Origin of the sequence: Pseudomonas sp. KB_12, from assembly GCF_052114545.1 — a bacterium.
GTDB classification, from domain to species: Bacteria; Pseudomonadota; Gammaproteobacteria; order Pseudomonadales; family Pseudomonadaceae; genus Aquipseudomonas; species Aquipseudomonas brassicacearum.
This window is the reverse complement of sequence record NZ_JBFREY010000039.1, coordinates 29,143-45,273: the sequence shown is the minus strand read 5'-3', so window position 1 is coordinate 45,273 and position 16,131 is coordinate 29,143. Positions and strand designations below refer to the sequence as shown.

General features: G+C 61.4%; 13 protein-coding genes. 4 read left to right on the top strand and 9 right to left on the bottom strand.

Annotated elements, in window-relative coordinates; all coding sequences use genetic code 11:
• From AB4Z20_RS24390 to yjiA, 3 genes are all read left to right on the top strand, one after another.
• The coding region (locus tag AB4Z20_RS24390; protein WP_442090717.1) for a hypothetical protein at positions 1-164 on the top strand (164 nt) is incomplete at its 5' end.
• Between the two features lie 15 nt (positions 165-179).
• A complete protein-coding gene (locus AB4Z20_RS24385) occupies positions 180-377 on the top strand; it encodes a YbdD/YjiX family protein (protein WP_003201656.1) in 198 nt (65 codons plus the stop codon).
• Between the two features lie 277 nt (positions 378-654).
• Entirely contained in the window at positions 655-1,623 is a 969-nt protein-coding gene (yjiA, locus tag AB4Z20_RS24380) for a GTPase (protein ID WP_253478314.1), read from the top strand.
• A 148-nt stretch (positions 1,624-1,771) separates the two neighbouring features.
• Here the strand turns inward: yjiA and AB4Z20_RS24375 are convergent, their stop codons facing one another.
• The 5 genes from AB4Z20_RS24375 to AB4Z20_RS24355 all read right to left on the bottom strand — a co-directional run bounded on the left by AB4Z20_RS24375 (position 1,772) and on the right by AB4Z20_RS24355 (position 10,249).
• Positions 1,772-2,470, bottom strand: coding sequence for a GntR family transcriptional regulator (locus AB4Z20_RS24375; protein ID WP_442090715.1), 699 nt, complete (start codon positions 2,468-2,470; stop codon positions 1,772-1,774).
• A gap of 22 nt (positions 2,471-2,492) precedes the next feature.
• Positions 2,493-3,197 carry a FadR/GntR family transcriptional regulator gene (locus AB4Z20_RS24370; RefSeq protein ID WP_014340296.1) on the bottom strand — a complete coding sequence of 235 codons (705 nt, stop codon included), beginning with the start codon at positions 3,195-3,197 and terminating at the stop codon, positions 2,493-2,495.
• Positions 3,198-3,256: 59 nt separating this feature from the next.
• A complete protein-coding gene (locus AB4Z20_RS24365; RefSeq protein WP_214512574.1) occupies positions 3,257-4,570 on the bottom strand; it encodes a C4-dicarboxylate transporter DctA in 1,314 nt (437 codons plus the stop codon).
• Between the two features lie 348 nt (positions 4,571-4,918).
• Positions 4,919-6,172 (bottom strand): serine hydroxymethyltransferase, encoded by a 1,254-nt coding sequence (gene glyA, locus AB4Z20_RS24360; RefSeq protein ID WP_072347783.1) that lies wholly within the window; start codon positions 6,170-6,172, stop codon positions 4,919-4,921.
• Between the two features lie 228 nt (positions 6,173-6,400).
• Positions 6,401-10,249 (bottom strand): sensor domain-containing protein, encoded by a 3,849-nt coding sequence (locus tag AB4Z20_RS24355; RefSeq protein WP_253469530.1) that lies wholly within the window; start codon positions 10,247-10,249, stop codon positions 6,401-6,403.
• A 271-nt stretch (positions 10,250-10,520) separates the two neighbouring features.
• Between AB4Z20_RS24355 and ettA the strand changes: the two genes are divergently transcribed.
• Positions 10,521-12,185, top strand: coding sequence for an energy-dependent translational throttle protein EttA (gene ettA, locus AB4Z20_RS24350; protein ID WP_018601028.1), 1,665 nt, complete (start codon positions 10,521-10,523; stop codon positions 12,183-12,185).
• A gap of 246 nt (positions 12,186-12,431) precedes the next feature.
• Here the strand turns inward: ettA and AB4Z20_RS24345 are convergent, their stop codons facing one another.
• The 4 genes from AB4Z20_RS24345 to AB4Z20_RS24330 form a co-directional block, all read right to left on the bottom strand.
• The gene (locus AB4Z20_RS24345) at positions 12,432-12,923 is read right to left on the bottom strand and encodes a GreA/GreB family elongation factor (protein ID WP_442090714.1); all 492 of its coding nucleotides are present in this window, start codon (positions 12,921-12,923) and stop codon (positions 12,432-12,434) included.
• Positions 12,924-12,997: 74 nt separating this feature from the next.
• Complete coding sequence (locus AB4Z20_RS24340; protein WP_253469524.1) at positions 12,998-13,354, bottom strand: hypothetical protein; 357 nt, start codon at positions 13,352-13,354, stop codon at positions 12,998-13,000.
• Positions 13,355-13,458: 104 nt separating this feature from the next.
• A complete protein-coding gene (locus AB4Z20_RS24335) occupies positions 13,459-15,312 on the bottom strand; it encodes an Lnb N-terminal periplasmic domain-containing protein (RefSeq protein ID WP_442090713.1) in 1,854 nt (617 codons plus the stop codon).
• An 88-nt stretch (positions 15,313-15,400) separates the two neighbouring features.
• Positions 15,401-15,889, bottom strand: a complete 489-nt coding sequence (locus AB4Z20_RS24330; protein ID WP_003185616.1) for a DUF3015 domain-containing protein — start codon at positions 15,887-15,889, stop codon at positions 15,401-15,403.
• Positions 15,890-16,131 lie beyond the last annotated feature (242 nt).

The following is a 16,131-nucleotide window of genomic DNA, read 5'->3' as shown; positions in this document are numbered from 1 at the left end:
AGCACGTGGTGTTCAACGCCTACACCAACGCGACGCTGACGGCATTGTTCCTGTTCGTGGTCTTCAGCATTTTGTTCTACGCGCTCAAGGTCGGCATCGCCGCCTGGGGCACCAAGGAACGCACGGACAAGGAAGCGCCATTCCAGGCCCTGCCGGACGCTTGATAGAGGATTGCAACGATGTTCAATGACTTGAGTCGCCTCGGTAAATACCTCGGTCAGGCCGCCCGCCTGATGGTTGGCATGCCCGACTACGACAACTACGTCGAGCACATGCAAACCAAGCACCCGGACAAACCGTTGATGGACTACGAGGCGTTCTTTCGCGAACGCCAGGAGGCCCGTTACGGCGGCAAGGGTGGGCCCAAGTGCTGTTGATCCGCTGATTGCCAGTGGATGAGCAACCCTTGTGGGAGCGAGCCTGCTCGCGATGGCGGTGGGTCTGACACTCCGCCATCGCGAGCAAGCTCGCTCCCACAGTTGCTTTTGGTGTCTCAGAATTTGTATACGCGCCTCAGACCCCTTGTGGGAGCGAGCTTGCTCGCGATAGCGTCGGGTCAGCAGTATTGGTGTTGACTGACTTACCGCTATCGCGAGCAGGCTCGCTCCCACATTGGTTTGTGCTTTTCTTTAATTTCGAAACAGGAGAATCATGTTGTCCTCTCCCATCCCGGTCACCATCCTCAGCGGCTTCCTCGGCGCCGGCAAGACCACGCTGTTGCGCCATCTACTCAAGGCCGAGCACGGCCTTAAAATCGCCGTGATCGAGAACGAATTCAGCGATGCCGGCATCGACACCCAACTGCTGGGCGACGAGCCGGTGCAGGTCATGACCCTGGCCAACGGTTGCGTGTGCTGCACCATCCACACCGACCTGACCAAGGCCCTGTACCTGTTGCTTGAGCGGCTGGACAGCGGCGAGATTGCCTTCGATCGCCTGGTGATCGAATGCACCGGCCTGGCCGACCCGGCCCCGGTGGCGCAGACTTTTTTCATCGACGAGGACCTGCGCGAGCGCTATATCCTCGACGGCATTCTTACGCTGGTGGACGCAGCTCATGCCGAGATCCACCTGACCCAGGCCATCGCCCAGGCCCAGGTCGGGTTTGCCGATCGCCTGCTCCTGAGCAAGACCGACCTGGTGGACACGGCCCAGGTCCAGGCCCTTGGCGAGCGCCTGACGCGCATCAACCGGCGGGCACCCATCAGGGTGGTGGAACACGGCAAGATCGACCTGGCCGAACTGCTCGATATTCGTGGCTTCAATCTCAATGCGGACCTGGGCGCAGGGTTCAGCCTGCGACCGGTCGGCAAGGCCACCCCGGGCGATCGCATCAGCAGCCTGGTGCTGCGTACCGACAAGGCGCTGGATATCGACAAGCTCAGCGAGTTCATGAATCAGTTGCTGGAAGAACACGGCAAGCAATTGCTGCGCTACAAGGGCGTGCTGAACATCGCCGGCGAACCCCGTCGGTTGGTATTCCAGGGCGTGCTCAAGTTGTACGGTTTCGATTGGGACACCGAATGGGCCCCCGGCGAGGCCCGGGAAAGCGTGATCGTATTCATCGCCGACGAACTGCCGGAAGAGAAGATCCGCGCCGGCTTCGAAGCCGCGCTACTTTGACGACGCTTTGCCTGCGACTATCAACAATGTGCGACCAAAGAGCTTCTCGTGGCGAGGGAGCTTGCTCCCGCTGGGGGGCGTAGCCGCCCTCGCTTTTTTTGCCGGTTGCTGCGCGACCGAGCGGGAGCAAGCTCCCTCGCCACAACCGCTATGCGACCAGCAGTTTTTGCTCCAGATGGTCCAGGTGCTCGTCCATCAGCCGCACCGCTTCGTTGACGTTGCGGCCTTCCACGGCGTCGACGATTGCCAGGTGTTCCTGCCAGGCACAGTGCCTGCGAGACTTGATCTCGTGTCGGGCCAGGGCCAACGAGGTCAACGGCACCAGGCTGCCGAGAAATTGCATTAACGGCGCGTTGCCAGCCATGGCGGCCAGTTGCAGGTGAAACTCGCCGGACAGGCGGATCGCCGGGCCACGCTCGCCACGAGCCAGGCATTGGCGCTCGCGCTCCACCAGATCGCGCAGCTGTTGCAGGTCCTTGGGCTGCGGCGCCTTGCAGGCCAGGCGCACCAGGGTCTGCTCTGCCAGGCGGCGAGCGTGGAGGATCTGCCGGGTCTGCTCCAGGTCTGGCGCGGCAACCTGTGGCCGGTGGTTGGGCCGCAGGATCACCACTTGCTGATGGGACAGGCGTGCCAGAACGCGGCGAATGACGCTGCGGCTGACGCCGAACACATCCCCCAGGCTTTCCTCGGTGAAGCGGCTGGCCGGGGCAATGCGTTGTTCGAGGATGGCGTCGAAGATCTGCGGATAGATATCGTCCACCGACGGTTTGCCGATCCGGCCGGGCAGGGGCAGGGTGGCCAGCACGTTGTGGTTGTGCTGGGGTTGATGGGGCATGAGGTTGTTCATGGCGGTCTCCACAGGCAATGGCTCAGGTGCCGAGGTTGTCGTCCGGAATGTTCAATTCGATGCCCATGCGCTGGCCTTCCCGGAGAATATGCCGGCGCATTTCGGCGCTGGCCTGGGCGCTGTTCTTGCCCCGGATGGCACGGACCACGGCTTCGTTTTCTTCCAGGCGTTCGGCCAGGTGCTCGGGCGAATTGCGCAACACATCGGCGCTCTGCTTGAGAGCGTTACTGGTCTGCTGGACCACGTTCTGGAAAATCGGGTTGGACGTCAGGGCAAACAATTCTTCATGGAAAGCGATGTAGGCGTTGGCGCAGGCATCGCTGTCGTTGGCTTCCAGGGCTTCGCGCATGTCCATGAGGGTCAGGCGCAACTGGCCGACCTCCTTGCTGCTGATGGACTGGGCCACCAGGCCGACGATGAACGGTTCCAGGGTGTAGCGCAGTTGCAGCAGGTCTTCCAGGCTCGCGCCGGCCATGGCGCTGCCTTCACCGGCAGCATCGTTGAGATGGGCCTCCAGCACCACGACGCCTTTGCCGGGCATCGAGCGCACCAGGCCCAGGGTCTCCAGCACAATCACCGCTTCACGCAGGCTGGGTCGGCTGATGCCCAGTTGCTCGGCCAGCTCGCGCTGGCCGGGCAGCATGTCGCCCGAGCGCCACTGGCCCCGGGCGAGGGCGGCGCGGAGTTTCTCCACCACGGAATTGACGACGGTCGATGAACTGATCACATGTGACTCCTTGAAAATCGATCAGGCGATGCCGGTTCGCGGGCCGGCATCGCCGTCTTTCAGAATTGCTGGTGATGGGCACTGCCCACCGGTTTCCTGGGTTGGAAGGTATAGCCTTGTTGGCCGGACAGCACCTTGCGCGCCCGAGGGATGTCGATGTCTTTTTCCCAGCGGGCAATCGCCACGGTGGCCACGCAGTTGCCAATCAGGTTGGTCAGGGCACGACCGATGCCCATGAACCAGTCCACGGCCAACACCAGCACCAGGCCGACCACCGGGATTGCCGGGATCGCCGTCAGCGTCGCTGCCAGGATCACCAGCGCCGAGCCGGGAATCCCATGGGCACCCTTGGAGGTGATCAGCGAGACCAGCAGGATGGTCAACAGATCGCTCATGGCCAGGGGCGTGCCGGTCGCGTTGGCGATGAAGACAATGGCCAGGGTCAGGTAGATCGAAAAACCATCCAGGTTGAACGAGTAGCCGGTTGGAATGACCAGGCCCACGGTAGAGCTGCCGATGCCCAGGTGTTCGAGCTTGCGCATGATCTGTGGCAGCACGGCATCGGACGATGCGGTGCCGAGTACGATCAGCAGCTCTTCGCGCAGGTATTTGAGGAATGGCAGCATAGGCAGGCCCGACACGCGCATCACCGCACCCAGGATCACCGCGACAAAAGCGCTGCAGGTCAGGTAGAACAGGCCGACGAGGCTGCCCAGGTGCTGTAGCGAATCCAGGCCATATTTGCTGGTGGTGAAGGCAATGGCCCCGAAGACGCCGATCGGGGCCAGGCGCACGATCATGCCCATGATGCGGAAGATCACGTGGCTGAGTTCGTTGATCAGGCGTGAAATGCCGGAAGCAGCGTCACCAACAAGGTTCAACGCGCTGCCGAACAGCACGGCAAACAGCAGCACCTGCAGGATGTTGTTTTCCGCGAACGCGCCGATTACCGAGGTCGGGATCAGGTTCATCAGGAACTGGGTGGTGGTGACCATGTGCTGGCCGCGCTGGGCGATATCGTTCACATCAGCGCTGGAGAGCTGCTCCAGGTGGATGTTCGCGCCGCTGCCAATGCCTGTGCTGAAAGCAAGGACCAGGCCGATGACCAGGGCAATGGAGGTGAGTATTTCGAAGTAGATGACCGACTTGAGGCCGATGCGCCCGACCTTCTTGAGATCGCCGGCGCCGGAGATGCCGCTGACCACCACGCAGAACACGATCAGGCCGATGAGCATCTTGATCAGCTTGATAAAACCGTCGCCGAGGGGTTTGAGCTGTGCAGAATATTCGGGAAGGGTAAGCCCGCAGACGATGCCGAGCACCAGTCCGAGGACAACTTGAAGGAAGATCGACCGCGAGCACCATTTGAGCATGGGAGGGATTCCTGGTTCGGTGTCCTTGTTCGCCAGGGAGGGCTGGCGTCGGGACTTCATTATTGTGGTCTTACCGGTTTGTCCAGTGCAGGCGCAGTCTAGGCGCTGTTTTCGCGGGGATGCAAGCTCGATTGTGATGATTTGGCTTTACCGGTCTTACCAGTTGGGGTGAAAGCCCTGTGCTTGAGCGTTTTCTCGGCAGGAAAAAAAGTCGCCAGCTGCCTGAGCGAGTCAGTAAGGAAATAACAGCTATGCACACCCTGGTCTTCGGCGTGCATCCGAGCAGGCAATAAAAAAGGCCCGCATCTTTCGATGCGGGCCTTGTTCAACTGCGCTCTGGCGGGCTAATTAAGCGCCGTAGACCGGCAGCTTCTTGCAGATGGCCTTGACCTTCTCACGCACGGCGTCGATGACCGCTTCGTTGTTCAGGTCCGCCAGGATGTCGCAGATCCAGCCAGCCAGTTCCTTGCACTCGGCTTCCTTGAAACCACGAGTGGTCACGGCCGGGGTGCCGAAACGCAGGCCCGAGGTGACGAACGGAGAGCGTGGGTCGTTTGGCACCGAGTTCTTGTTGACGGTGATGAACGCCTTGCCCAGCGCCGCGTCGGCGTCTTTACCGGAGATCTCTTGCTTGATCAGCGAGAGCAGGAACAGGTGGTTTTCAGTACCGCCGGACACCACGTCGAAGCCGCGCTCGATGAACACGCCGGCCATGGCCTTGGCATTCTTCACCACTTGTTGCTGGTAAGCCTTGAACTCAGGTTGCAGCGCTTCCTTGAAGCAGATCGCCTTGGCTGCGATCACGTGCTCCAGTGGGCCACCCTGGGCGCCTGGGAAGACGGCGGAGTTCAGCTTCTTCTCGATGTCGGCATTGGCGCGCGCCAGGATCAGGCCGCCACGTGGACCGCGCAGGGTCTTGTGGGTGGTGGTGGTGACCACGTCGGCGAATGGCACCGGGTTCGGGTAGACGCCAGCGGCGACCAGGCCGGCAACGTGGGCCATGTCGACGAACAGGTAGGCACCGACCTTGTCGGCGATCTCGCGAAAGCGCGGGAAGTCGAGGACCTGGGAGTAGGCGGAGAAACCGGCCACGATCATTTTCGGCTTGTGCTCGAGGGCCAGGCGCTCGACTTCGTCGTAGTCGATCAGGCCGTTGCCGTCGATGCCGTACTGGACGGCGTTGTACAGCTTGCCGGAGGAGGAAACGCTGGCGCCGTGGGTCAGGTGACCGCCGTGGGCCAGGCTCATGCCCAGGATGGTGTCACCGGCCGACAGCAGCGCCAGGTACACGGCGGAGTTGGCTTGGGAGCCTGCGTGCGGCTGGACGTTGGCGTAATCGGCACCGAACAGTTGCTTGGCGCGGTCGATGGCCAGTTGCTCGACCACGTCGACGTACTCGCAACCACCGTAGTAACGCTTGCCTGGGTAGCCTTCGGCGTACTTGTTGGTCAGTACCGAGCCTTGAGCTTCCATCACCGCGGGGCTGGTGTAGTTTTCCGAAGCGATCAGCTCAATGTGCTCTTCCTGGCGCTGAGCTTCTTGCTCCATGGCGGCAAAGAGATCGGCGTCGTACTTGGCAATAGTCAAATCACGGCTGAACATGGCGGTCCTCAAGGATCGGGGGCAGAAAAGGGGGGCATTCTACCTCAACCGGTTTTGGAAGGCATATGAAAGGGCGTCATGTCGCGGACGAATGGGTTTCACGCGCCATTCTGCGTTGCCCTGGCGGGCCTCATCGCGAGCAAGCTCGCTCCTACATTGGACCTGCGTACACATAACCTGTGGGAGCGAGCTCGCTCGCGATGAGGCCGCTACAGGCGCTGAAGGGCCTCAGTCGAGCATGAACAACGCATCATTGCTGAACTGCGCTTCAAACCGGGTGGCCGGCATCGGCCGGCCGAACAGGTAGCCCTGGACTTCGTCGCAACCGTGTTCGCGCAAGAAGTCCAGTTGCTCGTGGGTCTCGACACCCTCGGCGATCACCGCCAGGTTGAGGCTGTGAGCCATGGCGATGATCGCCCGGGCGATCTGTGCATCCTGCTCGCCGGACGGCAGGCCGTCGACGAAGGTGCGGTCGATCTTCAGCACGTCGATGGGGAATTGCTTGAGGTAGTTGAGCGACGAATAACCGGTGCCGAAATCATCGACGGCGATGCTCAGGCCCAGGTTTTTAAGCCCGGCCAGGATCTGCATCGCCTCGCTGACTTCGCGCATCAGGATACTTTCCGTCAGTTCCAGCTCCAGGCAGGCTGGCGGCAGGCCGGTGCTGCGCAGGATATTGGCGATGCGCGTGCCCAACTGGCCGTCGGAGAACTGCCGGGCCGAAATGTTGACCGAGACCTTCGGCACCCGGACCTTGGCCTGGTGCCACGTCCTGAGCTGCCGACAGGCCTCGGTGATGACCCAGTCGCCGACGTCCACCACCAAGCCGAGTTCTTCGAGTACCGGGATGAAATCCCCCGGCGGCACCAACCCGCGTCGCGGATGGCGCCAGCGCAGCAGGGCTTCGGCGCCAGTCAAACGTTTGCCATCGCCGCTGAACTGCGGCTGGTAATACAGCACGAACTCGTTCTGTTCCAGGGCGTGGCGCAGGTCGCTTTCCAGCTCCAGGCGCTCCAGGGCGCTGGCGTTCATGTCGGCCTGATAGAACTGGAAGTTGTTCTTGCCACGCTCCTTGGCGTGATACATGGCGGTGTCGGCGTTCTTCATCAATTGGCTCAGTTCGTTGCCGTCCTGGGGGCTCAGGGCGATACCGATACTGGCGGTGACGAAGAACTCCCGGCCTTCGAGCACGAATGGCCGGACCAGGCTGGCGAGGATCTGCTCGGCTACGTTGATTGCCCGGTTCAGCGCCATTTCGCGGCTGGCGCGTGGTTGCAGCAGCAGGGTGAATTCATCGCCACCCATGCGTGCCACGGTGTCGTCGTCGGCGACGCAGCCGAGCAGGCGCGTGGCCATTTCCTTGAGCATCCGGTCGCCGGCGGCATGGCCGAGGGAGTCGTTGATCGGCTTGAAGCGGTCCAGGTCGAGGAACATCAGCACGACCCAGGACTTCTGCCGCTCGGCCGATTGCAGCGCGGTGTGCAGGCGATCCTGGAACAGCGTGCGGTTGGGCAGGTGAGTCAGGGCATCGTAATAGGCCAGGCGATGAATGCGCTGCTCGCTGGCCTTGCGCTCGCTGATGTCGCTGAAGAAGCATACATAGCTGGCCAGGTCGCCTTCGTCATCCAGCACGGCCGTAATGCCGACCCAGGCCGGGTAATGCTCGCCATTGCGGCGCTTGAGCCAGACTTCGCCTTCCCAGGTGCTGTGCTGTTGCAACTGCTTGAGCACGTAGCGCAAGTGGGCTTCCTGCTGTTCGTCCACGGTCAGCATGTTGGGCAACTGGTCCAGCACTTGCGACACGGCATAACCGCTGACGCGACTGAAGGCTTCGTTGGCCTGGACAATGTAGCCGGCCGGGTCGGTGATCAGGATCGCCGAGGTCGAGTGCTCGAAGACCGTAGCGGCCATGCGCAGGTCTTTTTCGGCGCGACGCTGCTGGCTGATGTCGCGACCGACGCCGAGCACGCCTTCGAACGCGCCGTGTTCATCCCACACCAGTACCAGCCGCAGCTCGATGGGAATCTTGCGCCCGTCGGCACGCAGGCAGTCGAACAGGAACAACTGGGTCTGCATCTGGTTGCGCAGCTCGGCCAGTTGGTCGGGCTTGTCGAGGGCTTTGCTGACCCGGTCCATCATGCTGTAGATGCCGGTCAGTTGTTGCGGGTTGGCGATGATCGATTGCCAGCCGTTCTGGAAGATCCAGTCGGCGGTGTAGCCCAGCACCGCTTGCACCGACGGGCTGACGTAGTTGAGCGAAAGCTTGTTGTCGGTGGAGAAAATCACGTCGCTGATGCTTTCGGCGAGCATCCGGTAGCGTTGCTCGCTGTCACGCAGCGATTCGCTGGCCTCGATCTGCTCGGTGATGTCCTTGGCTACGCCGATGATTCGTGTCACCTGGTTTTCCCGGTCCCGGGCCAGGGCCTGTTCGCGGATGTCGAAGCAGCGCCATTTGCCATTGCGATGGCGAAAGCGCAGTTGGCATTGCAACAATTGCGTGTACCCGCCCCGCCGTTGTGCCTGGCGCAGGCTGTGGTAATGATCGGCATCGTCGCTGTGCAGCAGGATTTCCCAGAAGTACTCGCCCATCTGGTGCAGTTCGGTGCGGTCGTACCCCAGGGTCTGGCCCAGGTGGTGGTTGCTGAAGATCATCCGCTGGCTGATGACGTCCTGCACATAGAGATGATCCGGCACGGTGCGCACCACGTCGGACCAGAAACCCTCGCGTTCGAGCAGCGAGAGCTCGATCAGCTTGCGGCTGGTGATGTCGCTGATGCTCAGGATGACCGCGTTATGGTCTTGCTGTTTTTCCGGCAGGCGCAGCACCAGCCACAGGTACTGGTCGCGGCCATGGGCGTCCTGGAGCTTGATTTCCAGTTCCAGTTGCTTGTGTTGATCGAGCAGCGCTTCGAGCAGCTTCGAGCCGACGGGGTTGTTGTCCTGCGCACCTTTGCCGACCAGCAGTTGCCAGGCCTGGTCGCAGGAATCGACATTGAGCAGCTTCAACGCCATCTGGTTGACTTCGGTGACGTGGACTTCCTGGCGCAATTGCTCAAGTTGATGGGAGGTTTTCGTCCAGGCGCGCAATTGATCGCCCGTGTGCAGGCCGGCCCGCTCAAAAAAGGCCTTGAGCCCCGATAGGTCAAGCACGCACAGGGCCACGCCAGTGCCTTCGAAAATATCCTGGTAGCGCCGCCGACCTTCATGCAACTGCCGCTGACGCCGGCGCATGTTCAGGAGCGCAATCACCGGCAACAACGAAAACGCCAGGCCCAGCAGGCATTTGCCGATGAAGGCCGGCAGCAGTTGTTCGATCACCTGGCGACGGTCGAACAGCCCCCGCAGTTGCCAGTCGCTGCTGCTCAAGGGCACGGTCAGTACGGTGTTCTCCAGGTCATCCGGGGACAAATGGGTAGGGCTGCTCGAGGGCAGGTTTTCGTCGCGGCTGATGATCTGCTGGTTGAGACGGTTTTCCACCAGCCACAGCGGGCGCAGCCCCATATCGGTCTGCTTGGTCAGGGTGGAGAAAAAATTCGGGTTCAGGCGCAGGGCCCAGTAGCCACGGCTACTGCCGCTGGCCTGGTGCAACAATAGATGCACCACGGAGCCGTCTTCGGCATTGCTGAAATAATGGGCCTGGGCCCGGCTGCGCCGCACCAGCTCGCCGAGGTAATCGGCGTCGGGGCTGTCGGCGTCGCTGTCACTGAGTACTCGGCCGGAGGGGCTCAGCAGGGCCAGGCTGCGCAGTTCAGGCAGCGATTGCTGGAGTTTGCGCACCAGTGCCTGCTGTTCGTCGGTCGTTTGTGGTTGTTCGACGATCGGTAGCAGGTTGAGGGCGATTTGCGCGTTCAGGGCCATGTTCAGGCTGACCTGCGCGGCGAGATCGGCGGTGTAGTCGATGGTGTATTGGCGTTGTTGCTGTTGGGTTTCGCGCAGTTGGTCGAGCAATTGCCAGAACAGCAAGCCGAGCAACAGCAACACCAGTGTGGCCAGCGCACTCTTCAATGTCCCGCGCAGGGGCGAGCCGGGCACGACAGCGGGTGCGCGAGGGGACAGGGGCGGAGTGACGTTGGACAAGCTGTAATCCTGCAGTTTGCTGGACTGGCGCGACGTGCACTATAAGCCGGACGCCCGAAGGGCGGCTAGCATGCCTTGACTTGTGGCAAAGTGCCAGCCCTTGGCGGCTGGACCTTGACCGACGGTTGAGGTAGCTTTGCCGGTCAAACAAGAGCGTTCCAGCTCCAGATTCCCAGGCTCTATCCGCGCGCAGGCATTGATGACCGTCAAGAGCCGGCGCCGCGCATGGCCTGGCTCGTTCTTTTCACCTGTCACTGACGCTAGGTTCACCATGGCTCAATACGTCTTCACCATGCATCGGCTGAGCAAAGTTGTTCCGCCGAAGCGGGAAATCCTGAAAAATATTTCACTGTCCTTCTTCCCCGGCGCCAAGATCGGCGTACTGGGCCTCAACGGTTCGGGTAAATCCACGCTGCTGAAAATCATGGCCGGCGTCGATAACGAATTCGACGGCGAAGCCCGCCCGATGCCGGACCTGAACATCGGCTACCTGCCCCAGGAACCTCAGCTGGACCCGAGCAAGACCGTCCGTGAAGTGGTCGAGGAAGCGGTCAGCGTGATCAAGGACGCCCAGGCGCGCCTCGACGAGGTCTATGCCGCCTACGCCGATCCGGATGCCGACTTCGACAAGCTGGCCGCCGAACAGGCCAAGCTCGAGGCGATCCTGCAGGCCAGTGACGGCCACAACCTGGATCGCCAGCTGGAAGTCGCCGCCGATGCGCTGCGCCTGCCGGCCTGGGACGCGAAGGTCGAACACCTGTCTGGTGGTGAAAAGCGCCGCGTGGCCCTGTGCCGCCTGCTGCTGTCGGCCCCGGACATGCTGCTGCTCGACGAACCGACCAACCACCTGGACGCCGATTCCGTCGCCTGGCTCGAACACTTCCTGCACGACTTCCCAGGCACCGTGGTTGCGATCACGCACGACCGTTACTTCCTGGACAACGTCGCCGGCTGGATCCTGGAACTCGACCGCGGCGCAGGCATTCCGTACGAGGGCAACTATTCGGGCTGGCTGGAAGCCAAGTCCGATCGTCTGGCCCAGGAATCCAAGCAGCAGTCGGCCCATGAAAAAGCCATGAAGGAAGAACTGGAGTGGGTGCGCAAAGGCGCCAAGGCCCGCCAGTCCAAATCCAAGGCCCGTCTGCAACGCTTCGAGGAAATGCAATCCCAGGAATTCCAGAAGCGCAGCGAAACCAACGAGATCTACATCCCGGCCGGTCCGCGCCTGGGTGACAAGGTCATCGAGTTCAAGAACGTCACCAAGGGTTATGGCGACCGCGTGCTGATCGACAACCTGTCGTTCTCCATGCCAAAAGGCGCCATCGTCGGTGTGATCGGCGGTAACGGCGCGGGTAAATCCACGCTGTTCCGCATGCTGATGGGCAAGGAAACGCCGGATTCGGGCAGCATCGAAATCGGTGAGACCGTGCAACTGGCCTGCGTCGACCAGAGCCGCGAAGACCTGGACGGCAGCAAGACCGTGTTCCAGCAGATCTCCGACGGTTCCGACCAGATCCGCATCGGCAACTATGAAATCCCGTCGCGCACTTATGTGGGCCGCTTCAACTTCAAGGGCGGCGACCAGCAGAAGTTCGTCAAGGACTTGTCCGGTGGTGAGCGCGGTCGCTTGCACCTGGCGTTGACCTTGAAGGAGGGCGGCAACGTCCTGCTGCTCGACGAACCGTCCAACGACCTCGACGTCGAAACCCTGCGTTCCCTGGAAGAAGCCTTGCTGGACTTCCCGGGCGCCGCCATTGTGATCTCCCACGATCGGTGGTTCCTCGACCGCGTGGCGACCCACATCCTGGCATACGAAGACGACTCGCAAGCGGTGTTCTTCGAAGGCAACTACACCGAGTACGAAGCCGATCGCAAGAAACGCCTCGGCGAGGCTGCTGCCCAGCCGCATCGCGTACGGCACAAGAAATTGGCCTGATTCGGTCGGTTGCATGAAAAACGGAGCCTTCGAAGGCTCCGTTTTTTTATGCATGTAAATCCATTGTGGGAGCGAGCTTGCTCGCGATAGTGGTGTGACAGTCAGTGGAAATGTTGACTGGCACTCCCTCATCGCGAGCAAGCTCGCTCCCACAGTGTGTAAGGCTTAATTGAGGGGGCGACCCGAGCACCGCGTAATATCGGGCCTTGTTAGAAGCTTCAGGCATGTTTAAACCGGTCGGTAGTATCACTGGAGATCTATCGCAACGACCTCGATAACGAGATTTCCCAATGGTCGCTCCCATGTCACCTCATCCCCAACCTTCGCCCCCAGTAGCGCCCGTCCCAGCGGCGAGCCCCAGTTGATCAGCCCACTGGCCGCATCGGCCTGGTCTTCCCCGACCAATTGCACCCGCTGCTCATGATCATGCTCATCGATAAAGGTCACCCAGTGTCCGATCCGCACTTGATCGGATGAAGTCGGCGCAACGACCTGGGCGCTTTGCAGGCGCTGCGTGAAATAGCGCAGATCCCGTTCAAGGTCGGCGATCCGCTGCTTGTCCGCCAGCTCCCCTCGGCTCGCCTGCTGGGTGTGCAGCGCCTGCAACTCGGCGACCCGGGCCTGTAGCTGGGCAAGTCCGGTGGGCGTGACGTAGTTGGGTTGCGCGCTGACCTGGCGTTCGACCGGCTGGTCGGCCTGGGCAGCGGCATTATCTTCGTTGACGAAGGCGCGGCTCATGACATTTGCTCCTCTGCATTGGAGTTTGGGCCATGGTCACAGGGTTTTGGTTTCGACGGATGTCTGTACGCGACTTATGGCGAGCGATAAGCCCGGGCGGCGTCCTGGTCTTTCTGTTGCTGCCAGGCCCGTTCACGCTCGTCCCAATGGCGCTCGCGATAGGCATTACGCTCTTCGCTCTCGCGCATGGCCTGGCACTGGCGGAAGCCATCGCTCCAGCCCTCGGCATAACGCGGATCCTTGAGGTAACGCGGCACGTCTTTCCTGAATTGGCCGGTGATCACCCCGGCGGCTTGCCGGCCACTGCTGCAACCGTCGTCGTAGCCGTCGGCGAACGCTGGCGGATAACCCCGGGCGATCAGGTCTTCGTGGGTGGTTTCACAGCCACCGAGCAACATCAACATACCCAGGACCACTGCCGTGCGCTTCATTTCTGCTTTCCTGCCGAATCCCGCTCATACGATAAGTCTAGAAGTGGATTCGTCAGTAAGGCGTGAAAGCGTGGTGATTAATCCGTTCGTTGCGCAGGCCATGGTCAGTAGTGGTACCACTTCACCTCAAGCATCACTTCGTTTTCCGGCGAGGCCAACTGGCTGAATTCCCGCTGTGCACTCAGGCGCAGGCCGAGGTTGCGGGACAATTCCCATTGTTGATTCAAGCTCAGGCTGCGACGCACTTCGCCGTTGACGAAATAATCACCCTTGGCTTCCAGGCTCAGGTTGCCCAGCGGGTTTTTCCACAGTACCCCGCTGTTGAAACCGGCAGCCGGGGCGATGAATTGGGCGAAGTCATTGTTGTGCTCGACCCGCACCGTGCCCAGGGCAAAACCCAGCACCTCTTCGCCCAGCGCCCAGGTGCCACCCGCGCCACCGTTGACGTGGCTGACCAGGGTTTCGTCGTCGTGTTTGCCCGGCACCCGCTCCAGGCCGCCGGTGACCTGCCAGGACAGCGGTTGCAGTAGCTCGTTGCGTGGGGTCAGGGAGCGAATGGTCGCCAGGTCCAGTTGTTGCACCTGCCAGTCATTGCCTTCGTACTGGCGCAGTTTCAATTGCAGGATTTCGATCTGCGCGCCCAAGGGGAAGCTCTCGGCGTTGTCGTTGAGATCGTGATAGGCCATGCGCAAGCCATACTCGCCGAACGCCCGGTCGCCTCGCGTGCCGAGGCCAGCCTGCCAGGTGCGCGATTGATGACCGTCCTCGGGCAGGCCCGGTTGCGGGATATCGAGTTCCGGCGCGGGGTTCTGGTTGATCGCCCGCAACAGTTCGAAACTGCGCTGGGAGCGCTGCGGATCACGTTCCTGGCCGTTGGCGCGATAGCGCTCCAGGCGATAGGCCGCATCGATGATCAGCGCCTGGCGTTCGCGCGGCAGCGCCTTGAAGCCGGGGGCTTGCAGTTGCTGCTGGTCGGCGCTGACTTTCAGTACCCATTGCTGTTCTTCGTCGCTGAGCGGTTCGGCGCGGCTGAGCAGTTCCCGTTCACGGGACGGTCGATACTGGATGCTTTCCACCAGGCCGGCTTCTTTCACTGCCTTGACGGTGTCGGTGGGAATCGCGGTCAGCGGGAATTGTTCGGTCAGGCGCAGGCTGGGACGGGCCACTTGCAGCAATTCGAGCAGGCGATAGGAGCAGTTTTCGTCGAAGAAAAAATAGTCGAACTGAATCTGCTTGAGTTCCCAGACGTGCTCGACCATGCGCTCGGTTTCCGCCTGGCTCAGGTTCAGGCGATATTCCCACAGGTCGCGGTTCTCCAGGCTACGGTACTCGGAGAGTTTTTCCTGGTACGGCACCAGGGCGAACAGGCCGGGATAGCCGCCCATCAGGCCCTTCCAGGCATAGAGGATGCTGTTGTCCGAGCCTTCGATGTAGGCGCCGAAATTGATCGCATAGCTGAGCAGGGCGGTCTTGTCGCTTTGCACATCGGCCTGGTCGATGCGCAGCAGGGTGTGGCCGAACATCGAGGACGGGCTGTTCAGGTACGCAGCGGGGAAGATCATCACCGCGCTGTGGGGCGAGACGTCCTTGAACCATTGCTTGAAGTCGCTGCAGGTAACGGCCGGCAGATCCGTCAGGTTGAGCTGGGCCTTGAGCCAGCGCGTTCGCGCCGGGTACACGCACTGGGCATGCTGCTGGCCGGCGCTGGCCGGGCCGTACAGGGCTTTTAGCGTGGCGCTCAGTTCACGCTCGGGATGTTCGTTGCCATCGGGCGCGAGGAAGAATTTTTTGTCGCTGATATAGCTGCGCCAACCGCCAAGCTTGGCGGTTTCGTAGTGGCCCAGGGAAATCCAGAAGCGGTCATTGGCCAGTTGCTGCAAACGTTGAGGGTCGACATGAGGCGCGGCGGACAGCGGGGCGCACACACAGAGCGCCAGCCAGGCAAGGCGTTTGAGCATAGTCGGCTACTTGGAAAGGCGAAAAATAAAGACCGAAGGGGCCCCAAAAAGAAAACCCGCTCCCCGAGAGGAGCGAGTGGTGTCGAGCTTAAGCTTGAGTGGCGTACTTGGCCAGGCGAGGATCGCTTTTCAGCACGGCCAGGGTGTTGGTATGCACGTCTTCGGCGGTCACGTCAGCCTTGCTGAAGATCTGCTGGAAGTGCTCGTGGGTCACAGCGGAGAAGTGTGCGCGGTCTTCCGGCGCCACGCCCAGTACCACGGCATAGGTGGTCAGCGCTTCGCCCTGACCCTTGGCCATGTCTTCGGACAGCTCGTTCATCATGCCATTCATGGCCAGCCAGGACTTGCCACCGTAGGTCAGTGCCGCGTTGGTCGAGCAACCGTTGGTGCCGGATGTCATGCCGAAGGTAGCGTTACCGGACGTGCCGTTGGTAGTGGATGCCAGGAAGTGTGCCGGAGTGCCACGCTGACCTTCGAACAGCATGTTGCCCCAGCCGCAATCCGGGCCGCCCGGCGCCTGAGCCATGGCGTTGATGGATACAGCGGTGAAGAGAGTACCGAGAAGAATCCGTTTCATAGCTATGTTCTCTTTATGTGCATACCGATGGACAGGGTCTGGCCCTATAGCAGCCAGTGGGCCGGTTATTGTTCCAGCCGCGCAATTTGGAGTTTAGGCACGATCCAGGGGTTCCGTGACATTTTGCAAAAACATTACTGGGAGATCGCCTGTCTACTGGGCCCCGCCCGTGGTTTCCCCTTTGACTATGCTTTGGGCAGAGGCGCTCCTTGCCAGTCAGGTACAGGCAGCGCCAGAATGCC

Coding starts and splice junctions, on each gene's coding strand:
- AB4Z20_RS24385 (WP_003201656.1), top strand. CDS start 180: ATGTTCAATGACTTGAGTCGCCTCGGTAAATACCTCGGTCAGGCCGCC.
- AB4Z20_RS24375 (WP_442090715.1), bottom strand. CDS start 2,470: ATGAACAACCTCATGCCCCATCAACCCCAGCACAACCACAACGTGCTG.
- AB4Z20_RS24365 (WP_214512574.1), bottom strand. CDS start 4,570: ATGCTCAAATGGTGCTCGCGGTCGATCTTCCTTCAAGTTGTCCTCGGA.
- glyA (WP_072347783.1), bottom strand. CDS start 6,172: ATGTTCAGCCGTGATTTGACTATTGCCAAGTACGACGCCGATCTCTTT.
- ettA (WP_018601028.1), top strand. CDS start 10,521: ATGGCTCAATACGTCTTCACCATGCATCGGCTGAGCAAAGTTGTTCCG.
- AB4Z20_RS24345 (WP_442090714.1), bottom strand. CDS start 12,923: ATGAGCCGCGCCTTCGTCAACGAAGATAATGCCGCTGCCCAGGCCGAC.
- AB4Z20_RS24340 (WP_253469524.1), bottom strand. CDS start 13,354: ATGAAGCGCACGGCAGTGGTCCTGGGTATGTTGATGTTGCTCGGTGGC.
- AB4Z20_RS24335 (WP_442090713.1), bottom strand. CDS start 15,312: ATGCTCAAACGCCTTGCCTGGCTGGCGCTCTGTGTGTGCGCCCCGCTG.
- AB4Z20_RS24330 (WP_003185616.1), bottom strand. CDS start 15,889: ATGAAACGGATTCTTCTCGGTACTCTCTTCACCGCTGTATCCATCAAC.